This window comes from Clostridium sp. DSM 17811, assembly GCF_018861905.1.
In the GTDB taxonomy this organism is placed as follows: domain Bacteria; phylum Bacillota; class Clostridia; order Clostridiales; family Clostridiaceae; genus Clostridium_AD; species Clostridium_AD frigoriphilum.
Genome location: NZ_JAHLDU010000009.1, coordinates 171,087 through 196,548, shown reverse-complemented (window position 1 = coordinate 196,548; position 25,462 = coordinate 171,087). Strand labels below are relative to the sequence as shown.

Here is a 25,462-nt window from a genome sequence, read left to right as displayed (position 1 = left end):
CCGTTATATTTATGCTAGTAGAAAAAGTGCATTTGGAGATATTGATGCTTTTACACCAAATAAAATAAATGCAACTAGTATAAAAATTAATGGTACTACTTATGAGATTGGCAAATATTTTGATAAAAATAAACTTGAAAAATATTATTCTGGTAATTTCATTAAAGTTATTCTAGGAGAAGATGGTAGCATAGTTGATATATATTAGTCTTTAAAATATTTAAAAAAGAAAATGTTAAAACAATACCCCCAATTGTATAATAATACAATTGGGGGTATTGTTTATAATTTTTTTCTTGAAAAGCTATATTAATTATCATCTTGACTATCTAAAATCAATTTTTTGTCTTCTTATCCCTACATTTAAAACTAATCCTAAGGAAATAAAATTGGTAAGCATAGAACTTCCTCCGTAACTCATAAATGGTAATGTTATTCCGGCAATTGGCATAATTCCAATTGTCATACCTATATTTTGAAAAATAGAGAATAAAAATGAAGCAACTGTACCTACACATATTAAACTACCAGCAATATTTTCTGATGATTTAGCCAATTTAATTATTCTACACATCATTATTCCATATAATGAAAGTAAACCTATAGCTCCAATTAACCCCCACTCTTCTCCAACCGCAGCAAATATGAAATCAGTATGAATTTCAGGAATAACTCCAATTTGAATCCCTTTAAAGAATCCCTTTCCTAATAGACCACCGTAACCAATTCCTGATATAGATTGTGTTAATTGATATGAAATACCCTGTTGATAAGATGAAGGATCTAAAAAGGCAATAATTCTATTTTTTTGATAACTTTTTAGAATTCCAGTAAACCATATTAGAGTGCTAATAGGAATTATAGCTATAGCTCCCAAAAAAATAACCTTTAAATTCAAACCTGATATATACAATATAGAAAAAGCAATAAAACAAAATATCATTGCCATACCTAGATTAGGTTGCTTTATAATTAGAGCTATAGGAAGTAAGGCATATAAAGATAGAATGAGAAAGTTTTTAGGCTTATTTACATCGCCTTCCATATATTCTATTCGATTTGCGAGAATAAGTATTAATCCGATTTTCATAAATTCACCTGGCTGAAGACTGAAGCCTCCAATCCTTATCCATGAATTAGCTCCATTTATAGATTTAGTCATAAAATCAGTATATAACACTAATACAATTCCAATCCAATAAATTAAGTATGAATAACTAAGTATTTTTTTATAATCAATCAATATAATGATAAATACTAAAATCAATCCTATTAATAGCCATATTAACTGTGATTTTAAATAAGAATATTTATAATCTGCATATGTAGCGCTGTAAATATTAAGACTGCCGAAAACAACAATAAGAATTGCAGTGATAAGAATTATATAGTCCAATTTTTTAAATGAATTTTTTTTCATCGTAAACAACCGCCTTTAAAATTTAGTGAAAAAGAAACCCTTTGAAGTTTTCTTCAAAGGATATAGCTCCAGGTGATGAATTAAGCTTATAATAATACTTTTTTTATTATATTGACACATTCTTCTACTAAAACATCTCTGTTTAGAATTGATTTGCCATCATAAACAATTTCGTGTCAGGTATCTTCAATTAAGGAATATATTAAAAAATATTTTTCCTTATTATGTTTAAGATTTAAATTCTTCGATATATTCATTTTGCAAAAGTTTTTGTTGCTCACGAACTTGGTATTTAATCTCATTAATCAAATAATATCATAATACTAAATTATTCAGTGCATGTCCAACTTCAACACCTAGCTTAAACACTCCAGCACCTGTGGTTATAATACCACATGCTAATAAAAAGCTGCCACCATCAATATTTTTAAGTTCATTTGTTTCTAAAGTTTTAAAATTACGGGTTAATTCCACAATACAACCATTTTTAGATAAATTTATAAATTATACAATTAATTTTACAATTTAATTATAGCATAATTTATCATAAAAAAATTGTGAGGTGCATAATGAAAAATATATTTAAAAAATATTATTGTATTAAGTAACATGATTATAAAGAGTGTGGTTGCGCTTGCTTAGCAATAATATGTAAGACATATGGTCTAAAGTATCCAATATCTAAAATAAGGGAGGCGTCCGGTACTGATAAAAAGGGGACAAGTGCTTTAGGAATAATTAAAGCATCAGAACAATTAGTTTTTTTGGAACTAGAGAAGTTGGAGAAATCATATCAAGATTTAATGATGTGTCTAAAATAAGAGATGCTATTTCAGGACATCCAGGTCCTCCATGTACAAAAATGACAACTGGATTATTCCTATCATTACCACGTATCATAATTTCATGATTACTTCCATTTATCTTTACTTGTTCTAATACACTTATACTGTTTTCACCTTTTATATCCGAAGTCCATGTAGGATATAAAAGTGCTATTATTGGTAATACTATAATAATTAATCCAGTATATATAAAAAATTTCATCAATTTTTTTGTTTTTCATCTAAGATACTCCTTTAAAATTGCTAGAGATATTAATTAGTGTTCAAATTTTGAGAACGTTTATTTACCGATTTCATAATTCCTGCTATTGCAAACGACACAGTCATCCCTAATAATAAAATGAGTATAATCATATGTATATTCCCATTCATAAAGTTCCTAGCGTAATCAATCCACGATAATTAGTCACCAAAACAGGCAGCAGTGTTAATGTAAATGCAATCAATTCAGCAGTCAGTACAATAAAAAACCACGACAACATATGTTGAGTAGCCAAATTACATATAAAGCATACTAATAAAGATATTCCATACACAAAAAACAACGTAGATTTATATCTGTTTACTAATTTTACATATTTTGTGGCGGATTTTTCGGTAGTTCTTGTTTGGAGGTCTTCACTCGCGGTCAACAGTTCATGTTCGTTAATCTTAAGCACCTCACAAATATCACTTATAAGGGTGATGTCATGATAAGAGATTCCTCTTTCCCATTTTGAAATTGCAGATTCTGTTACAAATATTTTCTCTGCGAAACTCTTCTGAGTCAATCTTGATTCTTTCCTTTTTTGTGTAATAAATTCACCAAATGACTTTTTATCTTCCATAGAAATCCCTCCTAGTATTCTTTCACTTATAATACTATACTTACCATTTTTGTATGTCAACGAAACAGCACGATTTGGCAACTCGACTATCAAGCCAGTTGTCTAAAACACTGCATTTAAAGGCAGATTTCTATAAGAATACAATTGAAGAATTATGTTTTCCAAAAAGTTTATCTTTTATATAGTCATTAACAAATTTAGTGGTAAGTCTACTCGATATATAGCTACCCAGTTATATTTTTCATCGATAGTTTAAAATTATCTATTCATACTAATTTGCAAAAAAAATCACTATTTATTAATTTTAAATAAATAGTGATTTTTTATATTTAATTTGTAATGATGAATAAATATTCATTTTACAGAACACAACTTAATTGTTCCAGAACATAACTATATTGTATTAGGACATAACTTAATTGTGTTAGAACACAACTTAGTTGTACTTTTACTTATTATGTCAATTGTGATGTAGCTGTTAACTACATCCAGTTGTTGTTCCACAATCAAGGCAAACCTTACAAGTACCATTGCGAACAAGCCTAGTACTTGAGCAAAGTGAACAGGTTTCAGAGTACAATCTTTCACCTTGAATTTTGTCAGTTTCTTTACTTACAGGAGACACCACATTAGCGGATTCTTCTAAAGTAGTTGAAATTTCATTTTCAACAGGGATTAACGGATTATTAGGTATATTAGTGTTTTCGTAATTGTCAGGTTTAATCTGACATCTACTGTAGTCACCTAGTTCTATATCAATAATTTTACTGATCAAATCAGAAATAGATGAAACTGATTTAATATAGGGATGTTTTTGTACAAAACCATAAGGTTCAAATTTTTGACCTCGAAGCATCTTCGAGATAGCGTCTGCAGGTACATGGTGTTGAAGCATAACTGAGATTGCTTTTGATAAAGAATTAAGTAAACCAGTAATAATAGTACCTTCTCTATCCGTTGTTATATATATTTCAGAAATCTCTCCATTCGAACGCCTATTTACCGTAGTATAGATTTTAACATCCTCGATTTGAGCAGGATGAGTAGTTCCATAACGTATACCAATTGGTTTTTCACGTGTTGAGTGGGATTGATTTGAAGTTTTTTGTAATGATCTTGCTTTCTTTAAAAGAGCATCATATGATAAATCTTCAAGTAAGAGTTCCTTATCCTCGGACAAAGTAGTGTTTAGTGGTTGACTTGCCTTTGAACCATCTCTATATAAGGCTATACCTTTTACTCCTAATTTCCAAGAAGTTAATATAACTTCTTTAAAATCTTCAATAGTGGCATTTTTAGGTAAGTTTACAGTCTTTGATATAGAACCTGATATCATTGGCGTTATTGCTGCCATCATAAGAACGTGTCCCATAAAGGAAATATATCTTTTACCGCTACCACATTTATTTGCTGTATCAAATATAGATAAATGTTCAGGTTTCAAATGAGGAGCGCCCTCTATTTTACCGTCCACAATTTTTTCATATTCAAAGCCGTTTTCATCAACCATTTCTTTTCTTAGAATGTAATCAAAAATATCATTTGTTTCACTTTCTGAATATCCAAGGTTAGCAAGAGAATCTTTAATTACAGGATTTACGATGGTCATAAAACCGCCACCAGATAATTTCTTATAAATAAAATGACTGAAGTATGGCTCTACAGATGTTGCACCACAATCCATAGCAAAGGAAATAGTGCCAGTAGGAGCTAAAACTGTAACCTGAGCGTTTCTAAAACCATAGTTTTCGCCGCTACTTAATGCTTTTGTCCAGCAATTTTTTAAGGTTTCACTTATAGCACCTAAAGAGTCTTTATTTAAAATAGCGTGATCCACTTTTATAGGTTCATAGTTTAGATTTTCAAAGTCACTCTTTATTGCTCCAGCTGCCCTTGCATGATTTCTTATAACTATCTGCATATATTCTTTATTAATATCATATTTTTCAAAAGGGGATAATTCTTTTGCAATCAAAGATGAAACATAATAAGACTGCGCAGTCATTATTCCAGTTAGTGATGATGCTATATTTCTAGCGTCTTCTGAGTCATAGGGATAGCCCATTACCATAAATAATGAAGCTAAATTTGATAGCCCAAGACCAGTGGTTCTAAATAAATGGCTTTTTCTTGCTATATCTTCAGTTGGAAATTGTCCCCAATGTATTGATGCTTCAAGAATTAATTGAGCAAGGCCTATTAAATGCACATATCCATCTATATCAAATTTTTTAGTTTTAGTATCATAAAATTTATAAATATTAATAGATGCTAAGTTACAAGAAGTATCATCTAAAAAGGCATATTCTCCGCAAGGATTAGTCGAATTAATTCTATTATGCTTAGCACCAAATTCTCCATCTTCTCCAGCAGGACAAGTGTGCCATGCATTAAAGGTGTCATCAAACTGTGGAGCTGGGTCTGCACATTTCCAAGCAGCGTCATTAAATGTGTCCCATAGTTTTTTTACACTTATATCTTTGTCAATTGAAGAATCGCATCTTCCCTTAAGGGTAATAGTTTGATCTGTATCAATTGACAACTTATTAACTTTAGTCATAAATTCATCTGAAAATCTTATAGAATTATTTCCATTTTGGCCAGAAACAGTTTCATAAGCCTCTCCCTCAAAACTACCATCGTAACCCATTTTAGTTAGAGCCCTTACTTTATCTTCTTCTTTAGCTTTCCAGGTCATAAATTCCATTATTTCAGGATGGTTTATATCAAGGCATAACATTTTAGCTGCACGTCTTGTAGTTCCACCAGATTTTATCGCACCTGCGTTTCTATCTAGGCCTCTTAAGAAACTCATAAGGCCTGAGGAAATACCACCACTAGATAATTTCTCTCCAATGCCTCGTATACTAGAAAAATTAGTTCCAGTACCAGAACCGCCTTTAAATAATTTGGTTTCTGTTACATATTGCTCTGAAATTGAATGTCTGCCGAGTAATTTGTCTTCAATTGATAGAATAAAACAAGCCGAGGCTTGAGTCCTTGTATAAGCATCTTTACTTTTAACTATCATTTTTGATTTTTCATCATAATAAAAATTATCTAATGATCCACCTTTTATACCATAGGATAGATTAAGGCCAGTGTTAAACCACTGAGGAGAATTTGGAGCAAACATTTGATTTAAAAGTGCATATATTAATTCATCATAAATTATACTTTTTTCTTCATCAGATTTAATGATAGTTTCGTTTATTAAAGCTTCGCACCAGAAATTTACAAGTCTATGAGCTACAAGCTTCATACTATCCTCATAACCTTTTTTATTATTAAGGCCAGATTTTCTAAAATATTTTGAAGCGATTATATCGCAAGAATTTTGTGAGTAGTGTTCTGGAAATTCTAAATCCTTCATGTCTAAAAGTACTTTATTAGTTTTATGGTCTTTTAACAAAACATTTACCTTTTTCCAATTAAATAAATCAAAAACAGTAATAGCTTTATTCTTTTCTAATTCCTTTGTGAAAACCCGTTTAATCAAATTTTTTATCTCCGCCATAATTAATACTAGCTTAAAAAAACTAGTATAAACACCTCCTATTAGTTGCATATTAATCTTAAATCATGTAAAATATAAGTCTGTATGTTTGAAATTATTATACCTAAGTAGTTATATTAATTATTTAGGTATATTTTATGTAATATTAAATATAATACCATATGTAGTAGTTTTAAAATAATCGCCACTACATATGGTATTATATAATATATTTTATAAAAAATCAAATAATAAATTAAATCAAATTATGACTAATTACGGGCTTATTTATTAAATATAGTAGTATAATAAATGTATACTTAGTATAGCACTATATTCGATGTGCATTTATTATTTTGGAAGAGGTGAGGATGAAATTATGATACGTCAATTCGATGGACAAATCCCGAGTATACATAAAAATACTTTTATTGCTAGCAGCGCAGACGTTATAGGAAAGGTGACTATAGGAGAGTACAGCAGTATTTGGTTTGGAGCTGTATTAAGAGGTGATATGAATTCTATGAATATAGGTAATTACACAAATGTTCAAGATAACTGCACGATACATAATGATGACGACTTCGCTATTAATATTGGAGATTATGTAACTATAGGACATAATGCTATAATACATGGTTGTACAATTGCAAATTATACTTTAATCGGAATGGGAAGTACAATACTTAATGGTGCAGAAATAGGAGAGCATACTATAATTGGAGCTGGTAGTTTAGTTACGCAGGGGAAAAAAATACCGTCTGGTGTTTTATGCATGGGAGTGCCGGCAAGGGTTGTAAGAATGTTAACGGTTCAGGAAAAAGAAGGCTTAAAAGAATCAGCGCATCATTATGCTGAACTTTCAATGAAATATATAATAAAAGAGTGAGGCTTTTTTAAGGAGCGAGTAAAATGATAAAATTAAATGGAATAGAAAAGATGACAAGTGAGCAGAAATATAAATATATGCTTATTCTTTTAGAAGGCCAGCTTAGCTCAGAAAAAAATGACTTGGCAAATTTATGTAATGCAACGGCAATAATAAAAGCAATTATGGATCGAGTTAATTGGGCAGGATTTTACATACTAAGGGAGAATACATTAATTCTTGGTATGTTTCAGGGACTTCCGGCTTGTAATAGAGTAGAAGTAGGCAAGGGAGTATGCGGAGCAGCTGTAACGCAAAAAAAGCCTCAGCTTGTAGAAAATGTTCATGACTTTTCTGGACACATCGCTTGCGACTCTTCAACAAATTCAGAAATTGTTATACCTATAATAAAAGATGATGTAGTTTATGGAGTTTTAGATTTAGATAGTCAGGACATAGGAAGGTTTACCAAATTAGAAGAAAAATATTTAGTAGAATTTGTAGGTATTCTTAACAAATATATAGATTGGTCAAAAGTTTAAAAAAGGTAGGGGATATTAAATGATAAAAATAGGAGATATTAATAGTTTAAAGGTAGTTAGGCGTGCAGATTTTGGTTACTATTTAGGAGCAGAGACAGATAATACGGATGATGATATATTACTTCCAATGAAAAGTACAGTTGGGAGAGCACTTAAAATTGATGATGAAGTTGAAGCGTTTATATATAGGGACTCGAGTGACAGATTAATTGCAACTTTAAAAAAGCCAATGGCAAAAGTCGGAGACCTAGCTTATCTTAAGGTAGTTGACATGACTACAATAGGAAGTTTTGTTGAAATTGGTTTAGAAAGAGATATATTAGTTCCTTTTAAAGAGGAAAACTATAGCTTAGAAACAGGAAAGAAATATCTTTTTTACATATATCTTGATAAGACTGGAAGACTTGCAGCTACTACTTTTATTGATAAATATTTATATGATACAGATTCATATGAAATTGATGATGAGGTTGAAGGCACAGTATACGGAATCCAGACTAATGGTACATTAATGATAGCTATTGATGATATTTATAGAGCTGTTATTCTAAAAAATGAGAATTATGCTAGTGTTATACCTGGAGATAGACTAACAGTGAGAGTGCAGAAATATTACGAAGACGGTAAAATGGATGTAACAGCAAGAAAACCAAGACTAGAAGAAAGAGATTTAGTTGAACGTCAAATAATAGAATTCTTAGATAAATCTGGTGGTTCTATGGTATACAATGATAAAAGTTCTCCAGATGATATAAAGAAAACATTTAAAACCAGTAAAAATGCATTTAAAAGAGCATTGGGTGGACTTATGAAAAGTGGCTGGATTGTTCAAGACACGGATGGTACTAGATTAATAGAACAAGAGATTAAATTAGAAGAACAAGAGACTAAATTTGAAGAAATAGAAAAAGAATAAATAAGAGAAATTACTAAACGGCTAAAGCCTTAAATATTAAAAGGCTTTAGCCGTTTAATATTTTTTGTGATTTTTTGCAAGAAATCTTTAAGTTGTGGAATACTAAATTAACGCAACTTGGAGGTGTATAAATTAATGAAAGAACATATTTGCAAAATTAATACTTCTATTATTATTCTGTCCTCTTTTCTTTTATTAGTAGGTTTATTTTGCTATAAATCAAATGATTTTTTTACAAGTAAAGCTATGGCAATTTCTACAATAGATCCTGTAAATTCTGATACAGCTGAGATGACAAAAGTAATTGAAGACATTTATAAAGAGCGTAATTCAATGTTTATTACTAAAGATATTACTAATCTACCTAATCATTATGATATTTCTCAAAAGCTTGGAAAATGGAGCTTGGAGCATGAAGTGAAAAGACTTAGTTATTTTAATGAGTGGTCATGTCAAAGAGATATGAATTATGTAAAAGTTGAATCTACTCCAAAAGTTAGAAAAATAACTAGTACGCAAAGAGGTCTTCGCTTATTAGTAGATGAATATTACAAATTCCAATATACTTACAAAAATGATGCAAATCCGACTACAAATATTTTTGGAGTGGGATTAACACATTCTATGGATTTAATAAAAAAAGATGGGAAATGGGTAATTTACTCTGATTGGTATTTAGATTGCTTTGAAGATGCTTTAAAATCTTATTCAGGAGAAATAAAAGATCCTAAGCTTAATGAGTATACCAAAGAAAAATATAATCTTCAAAATTGTCCTAAAATACTACCTGAACCAAAAGCTGTTACCAAAGGTAAATATGATAAAATAAATGCTGTTAAATATGCGGATAAATACTGTGGAATACCATGGGCAAGTGGAAATTTAAAAAAATATAATAAAAAATACACAAATTATACTGGCATTGGTGGAAATTGTACCAATTATGTATCTCAATCAATGGGAGATAAAGAAGGTGGTGGCCTAGAATTTGATGGTGTTTGGCATTGTACTTACAAAAAATATGGTGGAGCTGACGGAACATCTGCATGGGTTAATGCTGACGCTTTTAAACAATATTTGACTTATAGTGGTAGGGGAAAAATAATAGGAAAAGGGACATTTAAGGAATTAATCTCTCCTATGCCTGATTATCCATGTGGGGTTATACAAAAATTAGATTTAGGTGATCTTATCTGTTATGCAAAAGGTAGCGATATAGATCATTTTGCTATAGTTACTGGTTTTGATTCTCATGGTTATCCTCTTGTTAATACTCATACTATTGATAGATATCGTGTGCCTTGGGATTTAGGCTGGGGAGATAAAAATATTAAATTTTATTTAATACATGTAAGATAGATAAAAATTTATAAAACATGAATTATTATTATTTTGGTTATACTATATTCGAAGAAAAAATCATTTTATTAATAAGGAGGATTTCTAATGAAATCAAAAAGCATATTATTAACATCGGCTATACTAGCCGTATCACTCGTAGGATGTAACATGAAAGCTCCAACTCAAACGCCTAAAACAACTCCAAAGGTAATAACCGCAACTTCAATGGTAAGTACTCCAAAAGAATTTGAAAAGGCCATAAGTAGTAATGGTACATGGATTATTACCTTGAAAAAGAATATAACTATAAATGAAGATCTTGTAGTTAATGGTGAGTTCAAAAAGGATAAAAATTTTGTAGGACGTAATATAGACCTATATAGTCAAGACAAAAATAAGAACATAACTGATAAATTCATTTTAACTGCGCCAAAATTAACTGTAAATAGTCCTAAAACAAGTATAGAACATGGAACTTTCAAAGGTGACCTCTATGTCTCAGCAAATAACTTTCAATTAATAGATACTACAGTTGAGGGGAATTTATATTTTACTACAACTGAAGCTAAAAAAACATGTAAAATGGATACTAAAAGTAAAGTTACTGGAAAGAAGGAATTAGTAAGAATTTCAAATGGAGTAGACACTTCAGCTTCTTTTGAAAAGGCTATAAGTAAAAATGGTATACAAACTATTGATATGAAAAAAAGTTTAACTATAAATAAAGACCTTGTGGTTGATGGTGAGTTTAGAAATGATAAAGCTCTTTTGGAACGCAAGATAAATCTATACAGTCAAGATAAAGCTAAGAATATAGGAGATAGATTCACTTTAACTGTACCAAAATTAACTGTTAAAAGTACTCAAACAAGTATGGAACATGGAACTTTCAAAGGTGACCTTTATATTTCGGCAAATAACTTTCAGTTAATAGATACTAAGGTTGACGGGAATATATATTTTACTACACCTGAAGCTAAAAACACATGTAAAATGGATGCTAAAAGCAAAGTTACTGGAAGACAAGAATTAAGAAAATAATATTATGCACAGAGATCGTATTAGTAAAGTAAGAAAACACATATATATGATTCAAATAAATAGAGGTTGATGAATTAATTCATCAACCTCTATTTATTTAATTTTCTAAAGTTTTAGATGACATACGTTTAAATATTTTTATAATCTCATTTAAGATTAAGGGCATAAGGGATAATATAGTAACGAAACCCCAATCTTGCATACTCAAAGCGTGAACACTAAATGCACTTGCGAGTGGTGGTATAGTTATTATAAAGATTTGTAGCATTAGGCCTAAGATAATAGATCCAATTAAATATTTGTTTGAAAATAAACCTATTTGGAATATGGACTTCTTTTCATTCCTCATATTTAATGAATGAACAAGTTGAGAGCAACTAAGTACTACAAAAGCCATAGTTTGTGCATGTTCTAAAGCGTCTGGTTTAAGACCACTTGGGAATAGTGGAAATAGATTTAGATCGCCACTATAGTATTTTGCACCTATTATAAATGCTGCTAGGGTTAGTATTCCAATTAATAATCCGTTAAGAGCTAAACTTAATGTAGTGCCCTTAAATAAACTATCCTTTGGGTTACGTGGTTTATATTTCATTACATCAGGGTCACCAGGATCGACTCCTAGAGCTAGAGCTGGAAGTGTATCTGTAATTAAGTTAACCCATAATATATGGATGGGGCGAAGAGGAGATGCCCAACCTAAAAGTATTGCAAAAAACAATGCTATAATTTCTCCAACATTACAGGAGATAAGGAATATTACAGTCTTTTTGATATTGCGAAAGATGTTTCTTCCTTCTTTTATAGCAGCAACAATGGTTGAAAAATTATCATCTACTAATATCATATCAGCGGCACCTTTAGCTACATCAGTACCTGTTATACCCATTGCAACACCAATGTTTGCCATTTTAAGGGATGGTGCATCATTTACTCCGTCTCCAGTCATTGATACGATGTTTCCTTTGGATTTAAAAGCTTTTATAATCTTCACTTTATGCTCTGGAGATACTCTTGCGAATACCCTAATATTATCAATCCTATTATTTAATTCTTTGTCTGAAATTTTATCAAGTTCGCTACCAGACATAACGGCTTTAGAATCATTTGTAATATTAAGTTCTTTTGCTATAGCAAAAGCTGTATTTTGGTGGTCGCCAGTTATCATTACAGTATTAATGCCTGACTCGTGACATAATGCGATAGAATCTTTAACTTCAAGTCTTGGTGGATCAATCATGCCAACGAGTCCAATAAGTATTAAATCACTTTCTAAAGAATCAATATCTACATGATTTGTTTTAAGAACTTTATAAGCTGCACCTAAAACTCTTAATGCATCATCAGACATGTTATTAGATATTGTTATTATGTCTTTTTTTATTTCAGGAGTAATGTTTACTATGCTACCTTTGATATAGGCTTTAGTACATATATTTAACAGATTATCAATTGCTCCTTTTGTCATTACATAATATTCATCATCATATTTATTTACAGTAGTCATTAATTTTCTATCTGATTCAAAAGGAATCTCATCAATCCTCTGATGTTTTTTCTCTAATTCATCTTTGAATATGTTGTTGTCTGCACCAGGAATGAGTAGTGCAATTTCAGTTGGATCACCTGTTTTTGAACTCTGCGAATATGTAGCATCATTACATAAAATGAGATTTTCAAGTAGCAACTTTTGATTATTATCATTAAGATTTAGAGTGTCAATATTTTTTAGAGAATCACCTGCATAAAATTTCATTACAGTCATTTTATTTTGAGTTAAGGTTCCTGTTTTGTCTGAACATATAATATTTACTGAACCTAAAGTTTCAACAGCAGGTAGTTTACGTACAATTGCATGTTCCTTAATCATTTTTTGAACACCCATAGCAAGTACTATAGTGACTATTGCAGGGAGACCTTCAGGGATAGCGGCAACAGCTAAACTAATTGATGTAAGTAGCATTTCAAAAATATCTCTCCCTTGAAGAATACCTACAATAAACATAAGAGCACATATAAATAATGCACCTATTCCAAGAAACTTTCCAAGCTGGGCTAGTTTTTTTTGTAGCGGCGTTTCAGTATCTATTTTTTCGTCTAACATTTTAGCTATTTTACCAATCTCAGTGTTCATTCCAGTAGATACGGCTATTCCAACACCTCTACCATAGGTTGCGAGGGTTGACATAAAGAGCATATTTTTTTGATCACCTAGTGGGATATCATCACCATTTAATACAAGTGATGCATCTTTATCCACTGGTACAGATTCGCCTGTAAGTGTAGATTCCTCGATTTTTAAATTTGCAGTTTCAAGTAGCCTTATATCGCAAGGTACATATCGACCAGCATCAATAATAATAATATCTCCAGGCACAACCTCTCTAGATGGAATTTCTTTTACCGCTCCATCACGTCTAATTATGGCCTTTGGAGTGGATAATTTTTTCAATGCATCAAGAGCTTTTTCAGCTTTTGATTCTTGAATAATTCCGACTGTAGCATTGATAACAATTACGATAGCAATTATAACTGCATCGCTTGTTTCACCAAGGAGAGCAGAAATTACAGCAGCTGCAATTAAAATGTAAATTAGAATATCATTTAATTGGGCGAAAAACATAGAAAGTAATGTTTTAGGCTTTTTAGTCTCTAACTGATTAAATCCAAATTTTTCTCTTTGAATTTCTGATTCTTTTTGAGAAAGCCCTGTTTCTAAATTGGAGTTAAATTCTTTTAGAACTTCTTTTATAGTTTTGCGTGCGAACATGAATACCACCTCTTTTTATAGTATTTGCAATTACAGTGTAAATTATTATAGACAAAAAAACCTTTGCTCTATTAAAGAATAGAACAAAGGTCTGGCAACATCTAATGAGTTAATTATCCGGGTGTAATTTTTGTACACCGTGATGACGAATAATTAAAAGCAGAAAAACTGCCCTCGCTACTCCCCTTTGGTACAATAAATACATCATATCATATTAATAGAAATGAAACAATAAGTATATTAGGTAAACAAAGGCGGATATTCTAAAAAATCACATGGGTAATAGGCCATAAAATATAATGCCAAGTACTCCAGAAATCATTATTGTTATAATTGGATTAAATTTATCAGTTAGTAGTAGTCCGAGTATTATAAATCCAATTATTACGCTTTTAATGTCTTTATAAGATTCCCGTCCGAGTGATAAGAATACAGAAATTATAAGACCAATCATAGCGGGACGCATACCAGCAAGGGCGGCTTTCATTATATATGAATTTTTAAATTTTACAATATAATGGTTAGCAATGGAAACTAGAACAAAAGAAAATGAAATTACACCTAAGGTTGCGGCGATACTACCTGATATACCAGCCACTTTAAACCCTACAAAAGTAGCTGAATTTATGGATATTGGTCCTGGGGTCATCTGTGATATTCCAATAATATCAACAAAATCTTTATAGCTAATCCAATTATTGATTTTTACAATTTCTTTTTCGATAAGTGGAAGCATAGCATAACCTCCGCCAAAGCTAAAGGCACCTATTTTTAAGAAGGTTAGAAAAATTTTAATTAGAGTACCCATTTACTTCACCTTCTTTCCAAGAAATATAACTCCATATAAAGCAGATAAAAGTATAACTATAACAGGACTTACTTTGAAAAATAATATGCTTGCAATTGACACTAAAATCACAATAAGATTTGCATAGCTTTTCTTTAGAGATTTTGATAAACTTACTACAGCTATAAGCACAAGCACTGGCACTGCAGCAGAAATACCTTTGAAAATTAAATTCACATAGTAATACTCACGAAATCTCATAAAAAAGATAGATATGCATAGAATTATAAAAAATGAAGGTAAAACAACACCTAGAAGTCCAATGATAGCTCCAATTAGACCGCCAATTCTATAACCAATAAATATGCTACAATTGACAGCTAATGCTCCAGGAAAAGTCTGGGAAATAACAACTATATCTAAAAAGTCTTCTTTTGAAAGCCACTTTTTTTTACTTACAACTTCGGTTTCAATAAGTGGGATCATGGCATAACCTCCACCAAAGGTAAAAGAGCCTATTTTAAAGAAAGTCCAAAACATAATCAGTAATCTTTGCACTACGACACCTCTTATAATTTAATTTGTTATAGTAAAAATCATAATATTTATATATAATTATACTAATATAAACATAAATAGCAAATTCAGATATTTTTTTAGGGCAAGAATTTATTTTTTATTGTAGCTATTTTTTTTGTGAAAGTTCGTTATAATATACATAAGAATGTAAAAGATATAAAAAGTTTAATTACAGAAATATAGATAAATAGGAGGTGAAATAATCATGGAAATATCAAGAACTAGAAGAAATTCGACTATTTCAACAGATAAAAAACCTATTCAGAATAAAATGGATTTTTCTCAAAACTTTAGTTCTGCTAGGCATAATAAATCAGAAGAGCAACTAAAGGAGATGATGGATGATATAAAAAAGAAAGGAAATAGGTTAAGCACTACAAAATGTTATGCTGATGTTAAAGCATATAAAAATTTAATTAAAGAATACTTGGAGTCTGTTTTGAAACATATGTACGAGGTTAAAAAAGATATTAGTTTTTGGCAAACACAATATTTTATAACAGTAGATACTGTAGATGCTAAACTTGAAGAACTTACTCAAATGTTACTTAGTCAGGAAAAAGATAATCTTAAGGTAGCAAATACTATTGATGAAATTTCAGGGTTAATCGTTGATATATATAAGTGAAAAAGTATATATTACGCGTATTGCAATCCATGAATTTCTCCGGCGTGGCACCAAATAAGAGTTTGAAACGTGAAATCCCATTAAGAAGTTCTAATCTTTTGTAAATAAAAATTCTCTAACTCTCACATTCGGCGTGCGCCGGTTCGCTAGACTGCCTGTGGCAGTCTTACGAGAATTTTTACTTGCAAAAGAAGAACTTTAAATGGGATTTCAATTGTTTCTGCTCTTCTTATTTGGTGCTACTTCCGGAGGAATTCATACCCGTATTCTTTCAGCTTTCTTATACCTTCACATAATTTATGATGCCTGAGTAGTAACTTTATTTTTAATTAATTTGATAAAAAACAAAAATCAATTAAAAGTAAATTTGGAGTTCTAAAGCTTGATTCAATACACGTAATATATATTTTTTTCTGTGTGTGAATAGATATTAAAGGAAAGAATTATAACTAGCATCTGATGGCATTCTAAGATCACCTCTTGGAGAAACACTTATTGTTCCTACTTTTGGACCATCAGGCAGTGCGGAACGTTTAAATTGTTGAGTGAAAAATCTCTTTATAAATTTATCGAACCATTTAATTATTACGACTTCTTCAAAGTCACCAATAAATGCTTGCTTTGCTAAAAATAATATTTTTTCAGGGGTTGCTCCTTGCTTCATAAAATAATAAAGAAAGAAGTCATGAAGTACATATGGTCCTACTATGTCTTCAGTCTTTTGCGTTATTTTCCCGCTTTTATCTTTAGGCATAAGTTCAGGACTTACTGGGGTGTCAAGAATATCTAAAAGAATGTCTGTAACTTGTTTTGAGGATTCTTTATCTGCTACATATTTGACTAAATATCTCACCAATGTCTTAGGGATTGAACAATTTACAGAGTACATAGACATATGGTCTCCATTATATGTGCACCAACCTAAAGCAAGTTCTGATAAATCGCCTGTACCTATTAGCAGTCCACCTTCCTTATTTGCAAGATCCATAAGGATTTGAGTTCTTTCTCTTGCTTGAACATTCTCATACGTTACATCATGTTTCTCTACTGGATGACCTATATCTTTAAAATGCAAAAGACATGCGTCAACTATATTAATTTCTCTAAGGTCAGTACCTAAGTTTTTGCATAGATTTATTGCATTCAAATAAGTCCTATCTGTAGTCCCAAAACCAGGCATAGTTATAGTTATAATGTTCTTTAATGGTATTTTTAGTTTATCAAAGGTCTTAACTATAACAAGTAGTGCTAGTGTTGAATCAAGTCCTCCAGAAATCCCAACTATTGCTTTATTAAGTCCAGTGTATGAAAATCTTTTAGCAAGAGCCGAAGATTGAATATTAAATATTTCTGCGCAGCGTACTTCACGCTTAAATTGGTTAGAAGGTACAAAAGGATATTTATCAATGTTCCTATCAAATATGCCAAAATCCATATCCTTAAATTGAAAAGATATTTCTTTTACTTCAAAAGAACATATGGAATTAGTATTTCTAAAACTTGTATTTTTCATTCTTTCACTATTCAACTTATTTATATCAATAATAGATGAGATAACTTCGTTTTCTCTTTGAAATCTATTATTTTCCTTTAATAATAAACCATTTTCACTAATTAAAAGATGACCACTGAAAACTAAATCGGTAGAAGATTCAAAAACACCAGATGATGCATACAAATAAGAGCACATACATCTTGCACTTTGAGATGTTACTAAGGATTTTCTATAATCAGCTTTACTAACTAATTCATTAGATGCAGATAGGTTAGCAATTATATTTGCACCCTGAAGAGACAAGTAGCTGCTTGGAGGAATGGTTACCCAAAGATCTTCACAAATTTCAAAACCAAATTTAATATTGTCGCAAGTAAATAATAAGTTCGTCCCAAAAGGAATATCACTTGCAAAAGAAAGATTTACGGTTTTGTTTATTATGCCAAGGCCCTCTGCAAACCATCTTTTCTCGTAAAACTCAGAGTAATTAGGAATATAGCTTTTTGGTACTATTCCCAACAGTTTTCCATTAAATATTATATAAGCGCAATTATATAGACAATCATTAAAGTAGAGAGGAGATCCCACAGCAATTAATATATCTTTGTTTTCAGAAAACTCACATAGAGATTTAATGGCATCTTCGGATTTTTTAATTAATTGATGTTGCATAAATAAGTCTGCACAGGTATAAGCTGTTATGCAAAGTTCTGGAAAAACTATAAATTTTGATCCTTCTGCGTAAGCCTGTGTAATGCATTTTTGTATGTTAGTTAAGTTGAATTCTATATCTGCCACATTTACTATTGGACAAGCAGCAGAAACCTTTATAAAAGAAGTTTTCAAACTAATTCACGACCTTTCTTTGGTTTTCAAATATAGTATATGCAAATATTGCTTTATATAACAAATATTTAGTAGAATTATATCATTATTTTGAATACATTAGTAGGAAGGTCAATGATTATTTTACCAATGATTAAATTGTTAGTAACTATTTACAATTATAATAAAAATTACCATGAAACGTATTATCGAGCAAATAAGAGTAAATATAGGGTAGATGGCAATAAAAGACCAGAAATGGACATGGAAATGTACAATGTATTAAAATAAAACTTTATAAAGTTTAGTATATACAATATAATGTAATTATAGCATTATAAAAAATTCATTTATTTAGTTTATAAAAGATGAATATTATTCATAAATAATCTATAGTAATAATATTGCTTTAAAAACATAATAAGGTTGTATTATAAAATTCATAAAAGTTATATAATTGTGATATAGATTAATAATGACATAAGCTGTTAAAGTTAATAATATTTTAGATTTTAAGGGGGTACAATATGAGCTGGACGCCGATGATATTTTGGATAGTTGTGGCAGTGGTGGCATTAGCCATTGATATTACAACTAGTAGTTTTATGTTTGTATGGTTTGCTGTAGGAGCACTCGGAGCAATTCTTTCTATTGGACTCGATGCACCAATAATTGTGCAAATAATTGTTTTTGTAGCAGTTAGTGGAGTGGTTATGTCTATAGGTTATCCTATAGTTAAGAAAACCATAAAAAAAACTGTGAAAAAAACTTTGACTATGGAAGAAGGGTATGTGGGACAAGAATTTACACTAACAAAAGATATTGATGAAAAAGGAAATGTTAAGTTTCAAGGAATTTATTGGACCGTTAAAAATGTTGGAGAACCTTTGAAAAAAGGTGACTTAGTTCAAGTTACTGGTATTGAAGGAAATAAATTATTAATATCTAAAGTATAAGTTATATTAAAATTTGAGGAGGAATTTATTATGATTATAGGTTTGATTTTATTGTTACTAATTGTCGTTATGATTTTAACATCTATTAAGATTGTTAATACTGGGTATGTAGTTCTAATAGAAAGATTTGGTCAGTTTCATAGGATATTAGAGCCAGGTTGGCATTTTACAATTGTATTTGCAGATTTCGTTAGAAGAAAAATTTCTACTAAGCAACAAATACTCGACATACAACCACAGAATGTTATAACTAAAGATAATGTAAATATATCAATTGATAATGTTATATTTTATAAAGTTATTAATTCAAGAGATGCAGTGTATAATATTGAGGATTATAAATCAGGTATTGTGTATTCAACTATTACTAATATGAGAAATATCGTTGGAGACATGACATTAGATGATGTATTATCAGGAAGAGATAGAATAAATTCTAAGCTTCTTGAAATAATTGATGAAATTACAGATGCTTATGGAATAAAGATTTTATCTGTAGAAATTAAAAACATTGTTCCACCAAGTGAGATTCAACAAGCTATGGAAAAACAAATGAGAGCAGAGAGAGATAAGAGAGCGTTTATTCTTACAGCAGAAGGCGAAAAACAAAGCCAAATTGAAAGGGCAGAGGGACATAAGCAAGCTCAAATATTAAATGCTGAAGCTGAAAAGCAAGCAAATATTAGACGTGCGGAAGGACTTAAAGAATCACAACTTTTAGAAGCAGAAGGTAAAGCAAGGGCTATAGAGACCATTGCAATTGCAGAAGCAGGTGCTATAAGAAAAGTAAATACAGCAATAATTGAGTCAGGTACAAATGAAACTGTAATAGCATTAAAACAGATAGAAGCTCTTACAGAAATGTCTAAAAATCCAGCTAATAAGCTTATACTTCCAAATGAAATATTATCAAGTTTTGGTAGTATATCAGCAATAGGCGAAATGTTAAGAATGGATAAGAAATCTGAAAATAAAGCAATACCTACTAAAGAAATACAAAACAAAGCGATACCAAACAAATCAATACCAAATAAATAATGAATAAAAATAGATATAAAAATAAAGTCTGAGAAATCAGGCTTTATTTTTATGTTTACTTTTCTTTGGTTTTGTTTTTTTCTGAACTGAGTAACCGAATTTACCTAAAGGTTTAGAATTAACACTAAAATATTCCCCATGAGAATAAGTAATGAGATCTGCCATTTCAAAGTGTATTTTTCCAAGATCATCTATTAAAGTATTATCAACATGAGTATTTACTATTTCAGCTAAAAACAAATCATGTGTACCTAAAGGGGTAATGCTTTTAACTTTGCACTCTAAAGATATAGGGCAGTCAGATATTATTGGTGCTATGACATCTTTTGCGTTGTCCATTTTAAAGTTCATCTCATGAATCTTATCTACTTGTTTACCAGAACGCACTCCGCAATAATCAACTTCACGAGTCATTTTTGATGTAGGTAGATTTACTACAAAGTCACCACTTTCTTTTATGTAATCATAGGAAAGTCTCTCAGGTCTTATAGCTACAGTTATCATTGGCGGTTTTGTACAAGCCATTCCTATCCATGCTACTGTAAAAACATTTATTTTACCTTCTTTATTTTTTGATGTAATTAATACTACAGGAACGGGATTTAACATTGCGCTACCTTTAAATATGGTTTTTATCATGTATTTTCACCTCTATATTTTTAACATACATTATAAGGTATGTCTCTTGTTTTTATATAACATTATATATTATACAATATCTTAAAAGATTTATACAGTCTTGAATGTTTGCTAAAAAGACTTTATAATTTTTACCAAATTCATTAGTAATAATTTTATAATAATATGGTATAATGATTATAAGAGTATTAATATAGGTGTGGTGATTATTATGACAATTATTGGGAAAGCGGTATATGATGCTTCAAAATTAGTTGGTAATACTGCAGAATTGGGTATTGAACTAACAGGGAATGTCATATCGTCTATTGCAGGAATTTCAGGTAAGGATAAATTGGCTAAAAATACGAAGAAGTATAGTGTTATACTTGGTAGGGTAGCTTCAAAAACTTCAAAAATAGCAGGAGCAGTAACAGCTGTTCTAATAGATAAGACCATTGATGTTACGGTGCATACTGCAAAATATATTGCTGAAAATGCGACAAATACAAACGTTAAGATTTATGGACAATCTGATGAATTTTATGATGAGGATAAATATATAGAGGTTGAATATAAGGTATTAGAGAAATAAGGATGAATATGTTTAAAAAGATAGTTTAATGTAATATTAATTTTCAGAATTGTGTAATATTACTTTTCAAATGTGTATTTTAGTGATATAATTTTATTGAGAGTAAATATGAAACATGAAATATGGCTAAAAAAAATGAGAGCCACACTATCAAGTCTATTAAGCAGTAGATTTAATTAGTGTGGCTTTTTTGTATTTAAAAGTATAATACGAGATAAGTAGTTTTTCATAGATTATGCTATAACTAAAAGCATATATTGCTCCAATGCTTTCACTTCGCTAAGTAATTCTAAAATTTATTTTATTTACAGTTGCTAAAAAGTACAAACTCGCATGCGCTCAAACATGTACTTTTATTAACGCATCTGTAAATAAAATAAATTAAGAATTACTAGGCTAGTTCAAATGCATTCTACACAACATATACTTTTGTTAGCATAATCTAAGAAAAAGGACATTATGTATAACTATTAAAAATACAAACTTGAGCTTGCTTAAATATGTATTTTCTTTCGTGTATCCGTAAATAAAATAAATTAAGAATTACTAAGTTTAGTTCAAATTCATTCTATGTTATATATACTTTTGTTAGCATAATCTAAGAAAAAGTAACTTTAACTTCGCTGAGTTATTTCTCAACATAAAAATATTATTAAATGTAAGAATAAAATAACAGGGGGGAGAGTATGATAGCAGAAAGTTTTACGTTTAAGGGTAAGGATGGTTTAGAAATATTTGTATACAAATGGATGCCGAATGTGGATATGCAGGTTAAGGGTGTGGTTCAATTAGCACATGGAATGGCGGAGACAGCATCTAGGTATGAAGATTTTGCAAACAATCTAACAAAAAATGGATTTGTTGTTTATGCTAATGATCATAGGGGTCATGGGGAAACTGCAGGGAAAATAGAGACTTTAGGAGAATTAGGTGAGGATGGCTTTAATTCAATGGTTGAGGACATGCATAGACTAAATAATATTATTAAAGAAGAAAATATGACGTTACCTATATTTTTATTTGGGCATAGTATGGGATCCTTCTTAACACAAAGATATATTTGTTTATATGGAAGTGAATTAAAAGGTGTTATTCTTACAGGGACTTGCGGCAAGCGGGGAATTATTGTTGATATAGGAAGAATAGCATCAAAAGTAGAGATTATAAGAAAGGGAAGAAATGCTAAAAGTATTAATTTAAATAAATTGATTTTTGGAAGTAATAATAATTTTTTTAAACCAAATAGAACACTCTTTGATTGGCTAAGTCGAGATAATAAAGAAGTGGATAAATATATAGAAAATCCATATTGTGGGGCGGTTTTTACGGCGGGCTTTTTCTATGATTTTTTAAGTGGACTTAAGAGTGTAGAAGATGCAGAGGAAATAAAAAACATTCCTAATAATTTACCTATCTATATTTTTGGAGGAGATAAGGATCCTGTAGGAAAAAATGGGAAAGGTAATTTAAAACTTGTTAAGACTTATGAGAAACATGGAGTTAAGGATCTGACTTATAAACTTTATAAAGATGGACGCCATGAAATGCTTCATGAAATCAATAAAGATGAAGTAACTACTGATATAATAAAATGGATTAATGCACATGTTTAATGTATATCAATCCCATAATATAAGTACCTTTTCATAGATTATGCCATAAGCTAAAGTATATATTACTAGGAATGCTTTCACTTCGCTAAGTAATTCTATAATTTATTTTATGTACAGTTGCTAAAAAGTACAAACTCGCATGCGCTCAAACATGTACTTTTATTAACGCACCTATAAATAAAATAAATTAGGAATTACTAAAGCTAGTTCAAATGCATTCTACGCAATATATACTTTTGTTAGCATAATCTATAAAAAAGGGAGTATAGTTTATTAGTGTATGGTTATTTTTTCAAATATAGGATAATATAAATATATTATGTTGTTTTCTATTCTATGTAGATTAATCTAGCAAAGTTGATTTTAAATTCAAAAAATGAAAGAGGGAAATTTTAGTGAGTGAAGTACAAAAACTTAAAACGAGAGATCAAGTCGATAGCAAGTATAAGTGGAATGTTGAAAAGATATATGAGAATTCAGCGGAGTGGGAAAAAGATTTTGAAATACTAAGGGCTAAAGTGCCAAGTATGAAAAAATTCTCAGGTAAATTAGGTACCCCTGAGGAGTTGCTATCATTTTTAGAAAGCAACGTAGAAATTGAAAGACTCTTAGATAAATTGCTTGTGTATGCACATTTAAGAGGAGATGAGGATACAGGCAAGGCTGAATTTCAAGTTCTAAAAAATAAGATCGATACTTATGGCGCAGAAGTTTCTAGTGCAACTGCATTTTTTATTCCTGAATTATTATCATTACCTGAGAGAGCAGTTGATGAGGCAATAGTTAAGTTTCCAAAGCTTAAACTATATGAATTTTATTTAGCGGATATTATAAATCAAAAGGATCATACACTAAGTGCAGAGGCAGAAAAACTTTTGGCGTCTGTTAGTGATTGTTTAAGTGCACCAGGAAACATATTTGGAATGCTTACAAATGCAGACATGACATTTCCGTGTATAAAGGATGAAAAGGGTAATGAGGTCGAATTAACTGAAGGAAACTATAGCAATTTTATAAAATCAAAGGATAGAAGAGTAAGAAAAGATGCTTTTGAAACGTTATTTTCAACATATAAAGGATTTAGTAATACTTTAACAGCATCTTTAACATCTTCGATAAAGAACTTTATATTTAATGCAAAAACAAGAAATTATTCCTGTGCACTTGAAAGTTCTTTAAAACCTAATAATATTCCAGTAAAGGTTTATGATAATGTAGTTGATACTATAAATAAAAACTTATCATCACTTCATAGGTATGTAAGCATTAAGAAGAAGCTTCTGGGGCTTGATGAAATGCATATGTACGATTTATATGTGCCTATAATTGATGCAGAGGAAAATCATATTGAATATGAAGATGCAGTTAAAATAGCACTCGAGGGTATTAAGCCACTAGGACAAGAGTATTTAGGCATCTTCAAAGAAGGTATTAATGAGGGATGGGTAGATGTATTCCAAAATAAAGGTAAACGATCTGGAGCATATTCTTGGGGCTGTTTTGATAGTATGCCATATGTGCTTTTGAATTATAATTATCAATTAAATGATGTATCTACGCTTGTTCACGAAATGGGACACTCTATTCATTCATATTATTCAAGAAAAACTCAACCATACATATATTCAGGGTATGAGTTATTTTGCGCAGAAGTTGCATCTATAACTAATGAATGTTTATTAATAGATTATCAAATTAAAAATGAGAATGATAAGAAAAAGAAATTATTCCTAATAAATCAACAATTAGAGGGAATAAGAACTACAGTATTTAGACAGTGCATGTTTGCAGAATTCGAAAAGGTAACGCATGAAAAAATTGAACAGGGTAATCCGTTATCACCAGAGGACTTATGTAAAATTTATCATGATTTAAATGTGAAATATTTTGGACCTGATATGGTAGTAGATGCAGGAATAGATATGGAATGGTCAAGAATTCCTCATTTTTATAATGATTTTTATGTATACCAATATACTACAGGTTTTGCAGCTGCTAATTCTTTCAGTAAAATGATAACTAACGAGGGAGCAAGTGCTGTAGAAAGATATATAGGATTCTTAAAGAGTGGTGGAAGTGATTATCCAATAAATATACTTAAAAAAGCAGGTGTAGATATGTCATCACCAAAACCTTTAGAAGATACTATAAAAAGATTTGATGAATTATTAGTGATGCTCGAGAAAGAACTGTAGCAAAGGGGCAGTATATATTATTACAATTGCGTTTCACTTCGCTAAGTAATTCCAAACAAATTTAAAT

23 protein-coding genes and 1 pseudogene are annotated in these 25,462 nt (G+C 30.3%); 14 read left to right on the top strand and 10 right to left on the bottom strand.

What is annotated here, in order from left to right; all coding sequences use genetic code 11:
• Positions 1-208: hypothetical protein (locus tag KPL44_RS13380; protein ID WP_216251084.1), on the top strand; the 208-nt coding region annotated here is incomplete at its 5' end.
• A gap of 117 nt (positions 209-325) precedes the next feature.
• Here KPL44_RS13380 and rodA read toward each other — a convergent pair.
• Together rodA and KPL44_RS13370 are read right to left on the bottom strand one after the other, a co-directional pair.
• Positions 326-1,420: a rod shape-determining protein RodA gene (gene rodA, locus KPL44_RS13375; RefSeq protein WP_216251080.1), complete on the bottom strand. Its 1,095-nt coding sequence runs from the start codon at positions 1,418-1,420 to the stop codon at positions 326-328.
• Between the two features lie 315 nt (positions 1,421-1,735).
• Entirely contained in the window at positions 1,736-1,894 is a 159-nt protein-coding gene (locus KPL44_RS13370) for a bacteriocin (protein WP_216251077.1), read from the bottom strand.
• A 95-nt stretch (positions 1,895-1,989) separates the two neighbouring features.
• Between KPL44_RS13370 and KPL44_RS13365 the strand changes: the two are divergent.
• Positions 1,990-2,184, top strand: a pseudogene (locus KPL44_RS13365) (cysteine peptidase family C39 domain-containing protein); the annotation flags it as partial.
• Here KPL44_RS13365 and KPL44_RS13360 read toward each other — a convergent pair.
• From KPL44_RS13360 to KPL44_RS13350, 3 genes are all read right to left on the bottom strand, one after another.
• Positions 2,159-2,467, bottom strand: a complete 309-nt coding sequence (locus KPL44_RS13360) for a hypothetical protein (RefSeq protein ID WP_216251073.1) — start codon at positions 2,465-2,467, stop codon at positions 2,159-2,161. The pseudogene KPL44_RS13365 and the gene KPL44_RS13360 overlap by 26 nt on opposite strands.
• A 166-nt stretch (positions 2,468-2,633) precedes the next feature.
• Positions 2,634-3,152: a helix-turn-helix domain-containing protein gene (locus KPL44_RS13355; RefSeq protein WP_216251070.1), complete on the bottom strand. Its 519-nt coding sequence runs from the start codon at positions 3,150-3,152 to the stop codon at positions 2,634-2,636.
• Positions 3,153-3,570: 418 nt separating this feature from the next.
• On the bottom strand, positions 3,571-6,609 hold the full coding sequence (locus tag KPL44_RS13350; protein ID WP_216251066.1) for a vitamin B12-dependent ribonucleotide reductase: 3,039 nt from the start codon (positions 6,607-6,609) through the stop codon (positions 3,571-3,573).
• Positions 6,610-6,967: 358 nt separating this feature from the next.
• On the opposite strand from KPL44_RS13350, the gene KPL44_RS13345 reads away from it, so the two are divergent.
• The 5 genes from KPL44_RS13345 to KPL44_RS13325 all read left to right on the top strand — a co-directional run bounded on the left by KPL44_RS13345 (position 6,968) and on the right by KPL44_RS13325 (position 11,296).
• The gene (locus tag KPL44_RS13345; RefSeq protein WP_216251063.1) at positions 6,968-7,477 is read left to right on the top strand and encodes a gamma carbonic anhydrase family protein; all 510 of its coding nucleotides are present in this window, start codon (positions 6,968-6,970) and stop codon (positions 7,475-7,477) included.
• Positions 7,478-7,500: 23 nt separating this feature from the next.
• Positions 7,501-7,998 carry a GAF domain-containing protein gene (locus KPL44_RS13340; RefSeq protein WP_216251060.1) on the top strand — a complete coding sequence of 166 codons (498 nt, stop codon included), beginning with the start codon at positions 7,501-7,503 and terminating at the stop codon, positions 7,996-7,998.
• Between the two features lie 19 nt (positions 7,999-8,017).
• Entirely contained in the window at positions 8,018-8,914 is an 897-nt protein-coding gene (locus tag KPL44_RS13335) for a CvfB family protein (protein ID WP_216251058.1), read from the top strand.
• Positions 8,915-9,049: 135 nt separating this feature from the next.
• Positions 9,050-10,273, top strand: a complete 1,224-nt coding sequence (locus tag KPL44_RS13330) for an amidase domain-containing protein (protein WP_216251056.1) — start codon at positions 9,050-9,052, stop codon at positions 10,271-10,273.
• Between the two features lie 87 nt (positions 10,274-10,360).
• A complete protein-coding gene (locus tag KPL44_RS13325) occupies positions 10,361-11,296 on the top strand; it encodes a hypothetical protein (RefSeq protein WP_216251053.1) in 936 nt (311 codons plus the stop codon).
• 97 nt (positions 11,297-11,393) lie between these two features.
• Here KPL44_RS13325 and KPL44_RS13320 read toward each other — a convergent pair whose 3' ends face one another.
• The 3 genes from KPL44_RS13320 to KPL44_RS13310 all read right to left on the bottom strand — a co-directional run bounded on the left by KPL44_RS13320 (position 11,394) and on the right by KPL44_RS13310 (position 15,411).
• Entirely contained in the window at positions 11,394-14,066 is a 2,673-nt protein-coding gene (locus KPL44_RS13320; RefSeq protein ID WP_216251050.1) for a cation-translocating P-type ATPase, read from the bottom strand.
• A gap of 271 nt (positions 14,067-14,337) precedes the next feature.
• Positions 14,338-14,874 (bottom strand): chromate transporter, encoded by a 537-nt coding sequence (locus tag KPL44_RS13315; protein ID WP_216251047.1) that lies wholly within the window; start codon positions 14,872-14,874, stop codon positions 14,338-14,340.
• Entirely contained in the window at positions 14,875-15,411 is a 537-nt protein-coding gene (locus KPL44_RS13310; RefSeq protein WP_216251044.1) for a chromate transporter, read from the bottom strand. It lies immediately after the preceding gene.
• Positions 15,412-15,637: 226 nt separating this feature from the next.
• On the opposite strand from KPL44_RS13310, the gene KPL44_RS13305 reads away from it, so the two are divergent.
• Positions 15,638-16,060 (top strand): YaaR family protein, encoded by a 423-nt coding sequence (locus KPL44_RS13305; RefSeq protein ID WP_216251041.1) that lies wholly within the window; start codon positions 15,638-15,640, stop codon positions 16,058-16,060.
• 430 nt (positions 16,061-16,490) lie between these two features.
• Here KPL44_RS13305 and KPL44_RS13300 read toward each other — a convergent pair whose 3' ends face one another.
• Complete coding sequence (locus tag KPL44_RS13300) at positions 16,491-18,401, bottom strand: NAD(+) synthase (protein ID WP_216251038.1); 1,911 nt, start codon at positions 18,399-18,401, stop codon at positions 16,491-16,493.
• 114 nt (positions 18,402-18,515) lie between these two features.
• Between KPL44_RS13300 and KPL44_RS13295 the strand changes: the two genes are divergently transcribed.
• The 3 genes from KPL44_RS13295 to KPL44_RS13285 all read left to right on the top strand — a co-directional run bounded on the left by KPL44_RS13295 (position 18,516) and on the right by KPL44_RS13285 (position 20,374).
• Positions 18,516-18,671, top strand: a complete 156-nt coding sequence (locus KPL44_RS13295) for a hypothetical protein (protein WP_216251036.1) — start codon at positions 18,516-18,518, stop codon at positions 18,669-18,671.
• Positions 18,672-18,907: 236 nt separating this feature from the next.
• Positions 18,908-19,336 carry an NfeD family protein gene (locus KPL44_RS13290; protein ID WP_253201762.1) on the top strand — a complete coding sequence of 143 codons (429 nt, stop codon included), beginning with the start codon at positions 18,908-18,910 and terminating at the stop codon, positions 19,334-19,336.
• Between the two features lie 30 nt (positions 19,337-19,366).
• On the top strand, positions 19,367-20,374 hold the full coding sequence (locus KPL44_RS13285) for an SPFH domain-containing protein (protein ID WP_216251035.1): 1,008 nt from the start codon (positions 19,367-19,369) through the stop codon (positions 20,372-20,374).
• A 36-nt stretch (positions 20,375-20,410) separates the two neighbouring features.
• On the opposite strand, the gene KPL44_RS13280 is transcribed toward KPL44_RS13285, so the two are convergent.
• Positions 20,411-21,013 carry a flavin reductase family protein gene (locus tag KPL44_RS13280; RefSeq protein ID WP_216251032.1) on the bottom strand — a complete coding sequence of 201 codons (603 nt, stop codon included), beginning with the start codon at positions 21,011-21,013 and terminating at the stop codon, positions 20,411-20,413.
• A 211-nt stretch (positions 21,014-21,224) separates the two neighbouring features.
• On the opposite strand from KPL44_RS13280, the gene KPL44_RS13275 reads away from it, so the two are divergent.
• From KPL44_RS13275 to pepF, 3 genes are all read left to right on the top strand, one after another.
• The gene (locus tag KPL44_RS13275; RefSeq protein ID WP_216251030.1) at positions 21,225-21,587 is read left to right on the top strand and encodes a hypothetical protein; all 363 of its coding nucleotides are present in this window, start codon (positions 21,225-21,227) and stop codon (positions 21,585-21,587) included.
• Between the two features lie 686 nt (positions 21,588-22,273).
• On the top strand, positions 22,274-23,200 hold the full coding sequence (locus KPL44_RS13270; protein ID WP_216251028.1) for an alpha/beta hydrolase: 927 nt from the start codon (positions 22,274-22,276) through the stop codon (positions 23,198-23,200).
• Positions 23,201-23,595: 395 nt separating this feature from the next.
• Positions 23,596-25,395, top strand: a complete 1,800-nt coding sequence (gene pepF, locus KPL44_RS13265; RefSeq protein ID WP_216251026.1) for an oligoendopeptidase F — start codon at positions 23,596-23,598, stop codon at positions 25,393-25,395.
• Positions 25,396-25,462: the final 67 nt, after the last annotated feature.